General features: G+C 67.7%; 7 protein-coding genes. 2 read left to right on the forward strand and 5 right to left on the reverse strand.

All coding sequences use genetic code 11. From position 1 onward, the window contains the following. The first annotated feature begins 46 nt into the window (after window positions 1–46). Entirely contained in the window at window positions 47–1228 is a 1182-nt protein-coding gene (locus J2S97_RS02365) for an NAD(P)-dependent alcohol dehydrogenase (protein WP_307046196.1), read from the forward strand. Next, on the forward strand, window positions 1225–1653 hold the full coding sequence (locus J2S97_RS02370; RefSeq protein WP_307046198.1) for an HIT family protein: 429 nt from the start codon (window positions 1225–1227) through the stop codon (window positions 1651–1653). Before J2S97_RS02365 ends, J2S97_RS02370 begins: the two co-directional genes overlap by 4 nt. Before the next feature lie 150 nt (window positions 1654–1803). Here J2S97_RS02370 and hrpA read toward each other — a convergent pair whose 3' ends face one another. The 5 genes from hrpA to benC form a co-directional block, all read right to left on the reverse strand. After that, complete coding sequence (gene hrpA / locus J2S97_RS02375; RefSeq protein ID WP_307046200.1) at window positions 1804–5832, reverse strand: ATP-dependent RNA helicase HrpA; 4029 nt, start codon at window positions 5830–5832, stop codon at window positions 1804–1806. A gap of 35 nt (window positions 5833–5867) precedes the next feature. Continuing rightward, entirely contained in the window at window positions 5868–8744 is a 2877-nt protein-coding gene (locus J2S97_RS02380) for a helix-turn-helix transcriptional regulator (protein ID WP_307046203.1), read from the reverse strand. A 24-nt stretch (window positions 8745–8768) separates the two neighbouring features. Continuing rightward, entirely contained in the window at window positions 8769–10205 is a 1437-nt protein-coding gene (locus tag J2S97_RS02385; protein ID WP_307046204.1) for an MFS transporter, read from the reverse strand. 100 nt (window positions 10206–10305) lie between these two features. After that, window positions 10306–11124 (reverse strand): 1,6-dihydroxycyclohexa-2,4-diene-1-carboxylate dehydrogenase, encoded by an 819-nt coding sequence (locus J2S97_RS02390; protein WP_307046206.1) that lies wholly within the window; start codon window positions 11122–11124, stop codon window positions 10306–10308. 26 nt (window positions 11125–11150) lie between these two features. After that, window positions 11151–12203, reverse strand: coding sequence for a benzoate 1,2-dioxygenase electron transfer component BenC (benC, locus tag J2S97_RS02395; protein ID WP_307046208.1), 1053 nt, complete (start codon window positions 12201–12203; stop codon window positions 11151–11153). Window positions 12204–12206 lie beyond the last annotated feature (3 nt).

Here is a 12206-nt window from a genome sequence, read left to right on the forward strand (position 1 = left end):
CGGCTCCGATTGGAACCATGGCCGGGGACGGGGGTAGCGTCGGAGCATGACTCCCGGACGACCCGTACCGCCGCCCCTTGCCAAGCCGATCCCCGGCACCACGATCCCTGAAGCGACCCCCCATGACCCCGGATCCGCACCTGTTTCAAACCCCCGGCTGGCCGCAGCGTACGGCGCCACGGCCAGCGACCGCGGCCTTGTTCCGCTGACAGTCGCCCGCCGGGCTCCGAAGGACGACGACGTCGAGATCGCGATCGAATTCTGCGGCCTCTGCCACTCCGACGTGCACGCAACACGCGGCGAGTGGGGCGAGCAGAAATACCCGCTGGTGCCCGGCCACGAAATCGTGGGCCGCGTCAGCCGCGTGGGTGGCGCCGTTACGGATTTCGCCCCGGGCGACCTCGTCGGAGTGGGCTGCATGGTGGATTCCTGCCGGGAGTGCGACAGCTGCCTGGACGGCCTGGAACAATACTGCGAAAACGGCATGACCGGAACCTACGGCGCAGTGGACGCCCGCAACGGGGACTCCATCACCCAGGGCGGCTACGCCACCTCGGTGGTGGTGGACCGCCGCTACGTGCTGCGGGTGCCCGAAAACCTTGACCCCGCCGCCGTTGCGCCGCTGCTCTGCGCCGGCATCACCACCTACTCACCGCTGCGGCACTTTGACGTCGAGGCCGGGGACGTCGTGGGAGTGGTGGGCCTTGGCGGACTGGGCCACATGGCCGTCAAGCTGGCCAAGGCCATGGGCGCCGAGGTGAAGGTGTTCACCACCTCCGAATCGAAGTTCGACGCAGCCCGCGAACTTGGCGCCGACGACGTCATCCTGTCCCGCGACGAAGCGTCCATGGCGGCCGCGAACCGGAGCATCGACGTCATCATCGACACGGTGGCGGCACCGCATGACCTCAACCCCTACTTCCGGACCCTTCGCCTGGACGGAGCGCTATTCCAACTGGGCCTGCCGTCCGAAGCGATGCCGCCGGTCAATCCCGGGACCCTGATCCGGCGGAGGATCGCCTACGCGGGCTCGCTGATCGGCGGCATTGCCGAGACCCAGGAGATGCTGGACTTCTGTGCCGAACACGGCGTCGTTTCCGACGTCGAGGTGGTGCGCGCCGACCAGCTGAACGAGGCGTATGACCGCATGGTGGCCGGCGACGTCAAGTATCGTTTTGTCCTGGACACCAGTACCCTCGGGACCCCATCGGAAAAGGCAGACGCATGAGCACCGTTTTCACCAAGATCATCAACGGCGAGATCCCCGGGCGGTTCGTCTGGCGCGACGAGGACGTCGTGGCGTTCCTGACCATGGGCCCGCTCGCTGACGGCCACACGCTGGTGGTTCCCACGGAGGAGGTGGACCGCTGGACGGACGCTCCGCCTGCGCTCCTGGCCCGGGTAATGGAGGTTGCCCAGAAGATCGGCGCGGTCCAGGTTGATATTTTTGACGCCGCACGGGCCGGACTGATCGTGGCCGGATACGAGGTCCACCACCTCCATGTCCACGTGTGGCCGTCCAACTCCATGGCCGACTACGACTTCGGCTCGGCAGAACAGAACCCCGATCCTGCTGAGCTGGACGCCAACGCCGAGAAACTCCGCGCAGGGCTCCGCCAGGCTGGTCACGGGGAGCACGTTCCCGCCGCCTGACATGGTGGTGTCCTGCCATGCGGGATTCGAGCAAGCCACGATTCGAGCGCCGACTGGCCCGGATCGAGCGCGAACGGACACTTGAGGCCCTTGGATGAAGGGCCTCAAGTGTCCGTTCGCGCATCTCTGTGAGTAGTTGCCCCTTGGGGGCTACGCCGGGGCCAGTGCCTTGTTCAGCACCGCGCGGATCCGCTTCTCCGAAACGGAATAGGCAGTTCCGAGCTCGACGGCGAAGAGGCTCACCCGGAGCTCTTCGATCATCCAGCGCACCTGCGTTAACTCAGCGCCGGCGCGGCGTCCGGGCAGCAGCGCGGAGACGGCGTCGTCGTAGTCGTCTTCCAGTCCCTGGACCGCTGCCATGCTCAGGGCGTCCCGCTGGACATTGCCGGGGAGTTTATCGAGGCGCTTCTCGATCGCGGCCAGGTAGCGCGGCAGTTGGCTGAGCTGGGCGTAGCCCGTGCGTGCTACAAAGCCCGGGAAGACGAGCTGTTCGAGCTGGCTCTTCATGTCGTTGAGCGCGCTGATCAGGGCCAGGCTGGTGGTCCCCTTGAGCTGCTTCTCGATGCGGCGCGTACTGGCCAGGATCCGTTCGACGACCGCGGTGACCGTGAAGACCGTGTCGATCAGCTCCGCCCGGACCTGCTCGTACAGGGCCTTGAAGGATGCCTCGTCCCAAGGCAGTTCGGCCGGCGTGAGCTTGTCGATAGCGGCCAGTGCGCAGTCCGCGATCAGGGCAGACACGGAGCCGTGCGGGTTCTGGCTGAAGGTCAGCTTCTCAGTGTTGTTCAGGTGCTCCAGTACATAGCGGTCCGGTGCGGGGACCTTCAGCGCAAGCAGGCGGATGACGCCACCGCGCATGGCCTGTTCCTGTTCGGACGGGGTCTGGAACAGCCGGAGGGCAACCGAGGGGCCCTCATCGACCAGGGCGGGGTAGCCGGTGACGGTGTGACCCTTCACCATGCCCTGCACCTGGCGCTGCACAGTGCCGAAGCTCCACTCCGTCAGGCCCGTCTTCTCCGCGAAGCCCGGTGTGCCCGCCCCGTTCGGGGACGCTGCCAAGCCGCCCGCATTCTGCGGGGACCGCGCGGCCTGTCCGCCCTTCGGGCCCTTGGGGGCGGTCGTCACCGGGGTTGCCCCTAGGGATTCGGCGATCGCCCGCCTGATGGCCGGGGCAAGCCGTTCCTGCAGTTCCGCCAGGTCCTTGCCTTCATCCAGCGTCTTGCCCTTGGAATCGACCACCCGGAAACTCACGCGAAGGTGGGATGGAACGGCATCCCAGTTCCATGAACCCGGCGGGATGACCTGCCCCCGGATCCGCCGAAGGACCAGCTCAAGGGAGGGCTCCAGCTCGTCGGTGGCGGGATCGAAGTCGGCCTCCAGTGCGGCCACGGCCTGTCGCGCGACATCAGGGGCGGGAACGAAGTTTTTGCGCACCTGCTTGGGCAGCGACTTGATCAGGGCCGTGACGAGTTCCACCCGCTGGCCCGGAATGAGCCAGCGGAACGCGGCGTCGTCCAGCTGGTTCAGGAAGAGCACGGGAACCTCGGCCGTGACGCCGTCGGACGGGTTGGGCGGCGAGCCGGGTGCCACGGGGTGGAACTCGTAGCTGAGGGGCAGCTCGAAGCCCTTGTGCAGCAGCGTCTTCGGGTACGCCGAATCGTCGAGGGCATCGGCGTCCTCGCTGATCAGCAGCGCCTGGTCGAAGTCGAGCAGCGCGGGATCCTGCTGGCGCGCGTCCTTCCACCATTTGTCGAAGTGGCGTTCGGACACCACGTCCCTGCCGATCCGGGCGTCGTAGAACGCGAACAGGGTTTCGTCGTCCACCAGGATGTCCCGGCGCCGCATCCGGGCCTCGAGCTCTTCGATTTCGTGGAGCAGGGCCCGGTTGCGGTGGAAGAACTTGTGGTGCGTCTGCCAGTCGCCCTCCACGAGGGCATGCCGGATAAACAGCTCCCGGCACAGCTCCGGGTCCACCTTGCCGTAGTTGATCCGCCGGCTCGGAATGATGGGCACCCCGTAGAGCGTGACCTTCTCGTGGGCCATCACCGAGCCCATTTTCTTGGACCAGTGCGGTTCGCTGTAGCTGCGCTTGACGAGGTCCGGCGCCACCTGTTCGGCCCAGAGCGGATCGAACTTCGCCGCGACGCGGGCCCACAGCCGGCTCGTCTCCACGAGTTCCGCGGCCATCACGAACGTGGGGGATTTCTTGAACAGCGCCGAGCCGGGGAAGATCGCGAACCGGCTGCCGCGGGCGCCGGCGTACTCGCGCTTGCGCTCGTCGAGGATGCCAATGTGGCTCAGCAGGCCCGAGAGCAGGCTGATGTGGATGCCGTCATGGTGGCCCACCGGATCGGCGAGGCGCTTGTTGTCGAGGCTGATGCCCAGGGGCCTGGCCAACTGGCGGAGCTGCGCGAACAGGTCCTGCCATTCCCGGACCCGCAGGTAGTTGATGAACTCGGTGCGGCAAAGCCTGCGGAACTGCGTGGAGGAAAGCTCCTGCTGCTTTTCCTGCAGATAGTTCCAGAGATTCAGGAAGCCGGTGAAATCCGAGTTCTCGTCCCGGAACCGCGCATGCTTTTCCGCTGCGAGCTGCTGCTTGTCGGTCGGACGCTCGCGGGGGTCCTGGATGGTCAGGGCCGCGGCGAGGATCATGACTTCCCGGACGCAGCCGCGCTTGCCGGACTCCACGATCATCCGGCCGAGCCTCGGGTCCACGGGCAGCTGGGCAAGCTGCTGCCCGACGGCGGTGAGGCCGCCCCCGTTCCTTCCGCCCGCGGCGCCGGCGGGGCGGCCGCCGCGGGGTCGTCGGTCGGCCGGGTGTACGTCACCTCCGGCAGGCTGTTCCTGCGGGCGGGCGGCAGTCAAGGCGCCGAGCTCCCGGAGGAGCGTGACGCCGTCGTTGATGGCGCGCGAGTCCGGCGGCTCCACGAACGGGAAGTTCTCCACGTCCTTGGGACCGCGGGCCACGCCCATGGCCGTCATCTGCAGGATGACGGCGGCGAGGTTGGTGCGCAGGATTTCGGGATCCGTGAACTGGGGCCTGGACTCGTAGTCCTCTTCCGAATACAGGCGGATGGCGATGCCGTCGGAGACACGGCCGCAGCGCCCGGAACGCTGGTTGGCCGAGGCCTGGGATACACGCTCGATGGGAAGCCGCTGCACCTTGGTCCGGTGCGAGTACCGCGAAATGCGCGCAGTGCCCGTGTCCACGACGTATTTGATGCCGGGCACGGTGAGGGACGTTTCCGCGACGTTGGTGGCCAGCACGATCCGCCGTTTGCTGCCGGGATGGAATACCTTGTGCTGTTCCTGCAGGCTCAACCGGGCAAAGAGGGGGAGGACCTCGGTGCCGGCCAGCCGCCGGTTGGACTGGATCCTGGTGTTGAGGGCCTCGGCGGCGTCGCGGATTTCGCGCTCGCCGGAGAAGAAGATGAGGATGTCGCCCGGTGCTTCGAGGGCCAGTTCGTCGACGGCGTCGCAGACGGCGTCGAGCGGGTCGCGGTCCTCCTCGAGTTCGTCGTCGGAGGAGTTGTCTTCATCATCACCGGCGGACGCGGCCCGGCCGGCAGGCTGGGACAGCGGCCGGTACCGGACTTCCACCGGGAACGTCCGGCCGGAGACCTCGATGATGGGGGAAGGATCCTCCTCGGTGCCGAAGTGCTTGGCGAACCGCTCGGGGTCGATGGTGGCGGACGTGATGATGATTTTGAGGTCGGGCCGCTGGGGCAGGATCCGCTTGAGGTATCCGAGGATGAAGTCAATGTTGAGGCTGCGCTCGTGGGCTTCGTCGATGATGATGGCGTTGTACTTGCGCAGCAGCTTGTCGCGCTGGATCTCGGCCAGCAGGATGCCGTCAGTCATGAGCTTGACCTTGGTGGACCGGCTCACCTCGCCGGTGAAGCGGACCTGGAAGCCCACTTCCTGGCCGATCTCCACCCCGAGCTCCTCGGCGATGCGTTCAGCCACCGTCCGGGCAGCGAGCCGGCGCGGCTGGGTGTGCCCGATCAGTCCGTTCTCGCCCAGGCCCAGTTCCAGGCACATCTTCGGAATCTGGGTGGTCTTGCCGGAGCCGGTCTCGCCGGCAATGATGGTCACCTGGTTGGCCGCAATGGCGGCCATCAGGTCCTCGCGGCGCTCGGAAACGGGCAGCTCGGCGGGGTACGAAATATGAAAAGTCATGGCTGGAAACAGTCTACTGCGGCCCGGCGCCGGCTTTACGATCCGCCGGGTGCAGCAGCAGGCCGGCCGGGGTAGACAGCTGCCAGGCCCGAACGCGACGTTACGCCGAGCTTGGAGTAGATCCGCGTGAGGTGGTATTGGACGGTCTTCACGGACACGTACAGCTCAGCCGCGGCTTCCTTGTTGCTCAGGCCGGATGCGACGAGGGCGGCGACGGCCTTCTCCTGTTCGGTCAGGTCGGGCTGCCCGGCTGCCGGGCCCGGAGCCACCCGGCCGGAGCCGCTGCCCGCATGGTCATCCGGGCTGACTCCGGTGGCCCGCATTTCGCGGGAGCAGCGCTCTACATAGGCGCCGGCGCCGAGCACTGCAAAGAGGTCCCGCGCTTCGGTCAGGACGGCCGCGGCCTCACGACGTTTGCCCGCGCGCCGGAACGACTGGCCATAAGCGAATTTCACCCGCGCACGGGCAAACGGCAGGGGGAGGCCTTCCAGCCGGGCGAGGCCGCCGAGGAAGCTGGTCCGGGCGGCATCCAGGTCTCCTGAGGCGGCGAAGATCCGACCCCTGACGTAAGCAAGGCGTGCCTGGGTGGACCGGTGGCCGCGCCGCTCCGCCAGCTGTTCGTGGGGAATCAGGAAGGCGTCCGCCTCCTCCACACGGCCGGACATCACCAAGGCGTTGGCGTAGTGGTCCTGCCAGGGCCAGAACCCCGGTTCATCGATGCCCGTGGTGCGCTGCATCCGCAGCACGGGCGCCAGGGCGCGGATGACGCCGTCGTAATCCGCCCTGGTTTCCGCCACCTGGGCCTGGGCCAGGCAATAAGGCAGCAGCATGGCGGGATAGCTGTCGCTCGCCGCAGCACCCTGCTCCAGATGACCGGCCGCAGCGTCCCAGTTTCCGCGGAGGGCATGGATCTGGGCGCCCGTCCAGTGAAGCAGCGGCCGAAGCAGTTCAATGCCTGACTCTTCCTGCGAGACCACCGCCGCCTGGACCGTCCGGAGCGCATCGTCCCAGGCGCCTACGGCGAAATCGGCCCGGGCCAACCATGCCTGGGCCCACAGCGAGATGCGTTCGGAGCCGTGGGCGAACTCTGTGGGGACCGCTCCGGCAAGCTCCGCCCTGGCTACTTCTACCTGGTCCATGGCCAGATGCAGCCAGCCCTTTCCCATCTCGAGGCGCTGGTGCTGGGCACCGTGCTCCGGCTGGCGGTCCGCATCCCGGTAACTCTGTCCGGCCTCGTCATAGCGGCCCATGAAACCCAGGCCAAGCCCCTCGATGGCCTGCGCCTCCACGGCTGCCGGGCTGCCCGGCGGTGCAAGCCGCTTTGCGCGCTCCGCCCACGTCACGAGGTCCCTGCCGTTGAGCCGGGCCAGGGCGTGGAGCACCTGGCGCTGGCAGATTCCAGCTGCTGTCCCGGGATCCGTCACCGGGTCGACGGCGGTCCACGCCTTGTGGAGGAATGCGTCCGCCTGCGCCGGGCGGCCCCGAAGAATGGCGAGGTGGCCGCGGACGGCGTCGCTCCCCGGACTGGGGGCGAAGGATTCCAAGGCGTCGAGGGCCGCTACTGCCCGGGGGAGCTCGCCCGCCCCCACCATGGCGTCCACCGCCTTGACCAGCAGGGTTTCGCGGTCTTCAGGCTGCGGATTCAGGCGTGCTGCCTGGACATAGGCTTCGGCGGCTGGATGCCATGCCCCCGTCGAGGCGAAGCCCTCAGCGGAGGCCTCAAGCTCGGCGGCCAGACCGGAGTCAGGCAGCAGGGCTGCCGCCGCCCGGTGCTTCAGCCGCTGGACGGGTGTGGTCATGATGCCGGCAGCTGCAGCATGCAACGCCGCACGCCTCGCGGGGCCGAGATACTGGTAGACGGCGGCACGGTAAACGGGCAGCGGAAATTCCAGCCGGGTCTCCGCGCCGGTGGTGCTAACGCGCAGCAGGCCGGCGGCGTGCGCGGCGTCCACCGCAGCGACGGCGTCTTTGGTGCCGGCCAGTTCTGCGGCGGTGGCAAGGTGTGTCCGAAGGCCCAGCACCGCAGCCGCCTCGGTCAGTGCCGCCCCCTCGGCGGACATTCGGCGGAGGGTGGCCGCGATGAACGAAACACATCCGGAGGGTGCCGGCAACGTCTCCAGGCTCGCAGACCAGACGGCGGCGGGAAACTGTTCCAGCAGGGCCCGGATGAGGAACGGCCGGCCGCCGGTGTGCTCCACCAGCGCGCGGGCGGAGGGGAGGCTGAGCTCCGAAGCTGCGGTTCCGCGCCACATGCTCCGCACTTCATCCGGCGTCAGCGGACCCAGCGGGATGGTGGCCGCGCCGGGGTATCGGAGCAGCCCCGCGACGCCGGGATCTGCCTTTTCCGGGCATTCACTCGCGTTGTGGTGATCCGGCGCGGCCGGATGGACGGGTCCCGGGTCGACGGACAGGACAGTCATGAGGGGGAGCCGCCCTGAACGGCGGAGGGCATGGAGCAGCGCCTGCAGCGACGCAGTATCGGCGAGCTGGATGTCGCTGAGGCACAGGATCAACGTCCGGCCCGAGCCCGTCACCCGGTTTATGGCGGAGAGGAGGGCGTCCCCATGCTGCTGCACGGGGTTCGCGTGACCGGAGCCGGCCTGCGCGGGGTTGTTGGCCGGGTCCGGTTCCCCGCCGCCGTCGGGAGCCTTCGCGAGGAGCTGCTGCACCACGCCGAATTCCACGTGTTGCTCCCACGCCGCGCCGGCAGCCCTGAGCACAGTGGTGTCCTGTCGCGCTACGGCATCGTCGTGAAGGAACGCCTCCAGCAGCGCGGTTTTGCCCATGCCCTGGCTGCCTCTGATGACAGCAAGGGACGGCTCTCCCGAGCGGGCGGACCGCAACAGGCCCAGCAGTTGCCGGGCCTGCGCGGTGCGTCCGCCGCGAAAAAGTCCGGCTTCATTGTCAGGCATGGGTTCCAACAGTAGCGGACCCGGTCAGGCTGCTGTCGTCACGATCCCGGGTGACGGCTCCGCCGGGGATGCGGCCCGGTGCAGGCGGACAAAGACGGTGACAAGACCGCCGGCCAGGGCGACGCCGGCAAAAACCAGGAAAGCGACATTGCTGGGTGCGTGGGCACTGATCAGGAAGCCGCCCACCAGCGGACCGACGATGCCGCCCAGCCGGCCGAAGCCGGCACACCAGGCAACACCGGCCGTGCGGGCCGGGGTGGGGTAGTAGTTGGACACAAAGCCGTAGACAAGGACCTGGGTTCCCAGGCTGCCCACGCCGGCGAAGGCAACGGAGCCCAGCAGCACTGGCAGAGGGAAGCTCAGGGTCAGCAGCACCAGGGAGACAGCGGCGATAACGAACGTGGTGGACACGATGGCCTTGGGTCCAAAGCGGTCCGCGGCACGTGATGCCACGAGGCCACCGACTACGGCGCCCGCGTTAAGGGCGAGCAGGAATGTCAGTGAGTAGGTCTTGCCGTAGCCGTGCTGCCCCATGATCTCGGGAAGCCAGGTGTTCAGGCCGTAGGTGAGCAGCAGCCCGCAAAAACTCATGAGCCCGAGCAGGACGGTGGGCCTGCGGTAGCTGCCGGAGGCGAGCGCCGCGAAGCCCGCGAGGGATCGTCCGTCCTTGCGCACCGCTGCGGGGGGCTCCACGGTGGGGCGGGACCGCGCGGCGACCGGACCGCCGTCGGACGTGCTGTCTTCGAGCGGAATACCGGTTTTCACCGAGAGGAGTCGGGCCTGTTCTGGGCGGCCGCGGGCCAGCAGCCAGCGGGGCGACTCCGGCAGCTTCAGGAGGGCCAGCGGAAACAGGATGACCAGGGGGAGCGCTCCGATCAGGAAGAGGCCGCGCCAGTCCGTGATGCCGTTCAGGACGATGGCAAGCAGGGAAGCGAGCAGGCCTCCTGCCGGCACGCCCGAATAGACGATTGCGTTGTAGAAGTTGCGCTTGCCGGCGGGCGCGAACTCGGCCACCACCGCGCCGGCGGTAGCAACCAGGGCGCCTACACCGATTCCTGTCAGGAACCGCAAGATGCCGAACGCCGGCACGCTGGTGGCCAGGGCCGTGAAAGCCATGCCGAGGGAGAACCAGACAATGTTGATCAGCATCAGTTTCCGGCGGCCCAGGAAGTCGCCCACCGCGCCGGCGGCGAGCGCGCCCACCATGACGCCCATCAGGGCATAACTGCCCAGCGCGCCGGCCTGGGCCGGATCCAGGGCACCAATCTGGCTGGGGTCGCGCAGTAGCGACGGGACAACGGTTCCGTAGACCACGAGGTCGTAACCGTCGAAGAGCAGGGCGGCGGCCGCGATGGCCATCACCCAGCGGACTGTTTTGGCGCGGGTCGCGTCGGGTGAAGATGACTGCGGGGCTGTGGCCTCAGTCGGCGAGGCGTCCGTTGAAGCGGGCAGAGCGTTCATGGAGGGCTCCATTGGCCGGGGCCGCGTCGTTGCGGCCGGTGGGGGTCCTGCAAATGGTTGGTGCCCGCTGGCACAGTTGGTTGGTCAGCGGGCGCCGGGATCAGCCGAGGTCGCCGCCCGCCACGGCGAGGACGCTGCCGGTGATGTAGGAGGCTTCGTCGGAGGCCAGGAAAACGATCGGTCCGGCCTGCTCGTCGAGGGTTCCGTAGCGTTTCATGAGCGACGAGTCGATGGTCTGGTCCACGATCTGCTGGTACCAGGCCTTCTCCGTCTCGTCTTGTGGGTGGGGGCCGCGTGCCACTTTCCGCGGTGGTGCTTCTGTGCCGCCGGGGGCTGTGGCGACGACGCGGATTCCGTGCGGCGCGGCTTCCAGCGCCAGGGCTGCGGTGATGGCTTTCACCCCGCCCTTGGCGGCGGCGTACGGGACCCGGTTCACCCCGCGGGTTGCAACGGAGGCGACGTTGACGATCACGCCGGACTGCTGCCCGATCAGGTGCGGAAGGACTGCACGGCAGGTCCAGAGGGTGGGGAAGAGGGACCGCTGGATTTCCTTGGTGATCTCGTCCGGTTCGTAGTGCTCGAACGGCTTCGCCCAGATCGTTCCGCCAACATTGTTGATCAGGACGTCGATGCGGCCGTGGAGCTGCAGTGCTTCAGTGATGGCGCCGCTCGCGCCTTCGTAGCTTTCCAGGTCGGCAGTTATGCCGACGGCGGTCCCTCCGTCGGCATAATGATCGGCGGCAAGGGCAGTGGCCGCTTCCCGGACGAGTTCGGCGCGGTCCACGAGGATGGTGTGGGCGCCTTCGGCGGCAACCCGCGAGGCCACGGCGTGGCCGATGCCCTGGGCTGCGCCCGTGACCACTACGACTTTCCCGGCGAAGCGGCCCGGGCTGATGACCCGGGCCGTGCCGGTTTGCATACCGCCGGCTCCGGGGCTGACCGGGTTCAAGCGGAGGCCCCTGCCAGTGCCGGTGCCGCCGCGGTGCTTCCGACTGCGAAGCGTTCGTAGTAGAAGTTGGTCGGGGTGATGCCCTGGGCGTCCCAGTACTTGCGCACGGCATCCACCATCGCCGGCGGGCCGCACAGGTACACGTCCACGTCGCCGTCGTTCAGTTGTCCGGGGGTGATGTATTGGGTCACGTAGCCCTTGTGCGGGGCCGCGCTTTCAGGGTCGGCCACGCAGTAGCTTAAGGTGAAGTTGCTGATGGTGTCTGCGTAATGCTGGAGTTTGTCCAGCTCCACGAGGTCCTTATCGAAGGTCACGCCATAGGCCAGGTGCACCGGGTGGGCCGGCGCTTCTTCAAGTCCCGTGGCGATCTTTTCCAGCATGGACAGCAGCGGTGCGATGCCGGTGCCGCCGGCCAGCATCAGGACGGGACGCTTGATATCCCGGAGGAAGAAGCTGCCCATGGGGCCGGTCAGGGGGAGTGCGTCGCCGACGGCGGCACGCTCCTTAAGGTAGGTGGTCATGGCCCCGTCGGGGGCGGTGCGGATGAGGAACCGCAGCTCGTCGTCCGCGGGGCCGCTGCTGAACGAGTAGGATCTCACGGCCTCGGTGCCGGGAATCGCGAAATTCATGTACTGGCCGGGCAGGAAGTTCAGGTCCCCGCGGTTTTCCAACTCCAGGGTGACGGCGGCGGTGTTGTCCGCGAACCAGGTCAGTTCCTTGACGGTTGCCTCGAAAGTGGTTGCGCCCACCTTGGCCATCTCGGACGTCCCGGCTATCTGCAGGACGAGGTCGGTCTCCGGGACCATCTGGCAGGGGAGGCAGAAGCCCTTCTCGGCCTCGTCCTCGGTGAGGGCCTCGTCGATGTAGTCGCCGCCGTCGTACTTTCCTGACTCGCAGAAGGCCTTGCAGGTGCCGCAGGCGCCGTCGCGGCAGTCGAAGGGGATGTTGATGCGTGATTTGTAGGCGGCGTCGGCCACTGTTTCGTTGGGATTTGCAGTGACAAAGCGGGTGACGCCGTCCTCGAAGCTGAGGGCAATCTGGTAACTCATGAA

This window comes from Arthrobacter oryzae (assembly GCF_030812315.1).
Taxonomy (GTDB): domain Bacteria; phylum Actinomycetota; class Actinomycetes; order Actinomycetales; family Micrococcaceae; genus Arthrobacter; species Arthrobacter oryzae_B.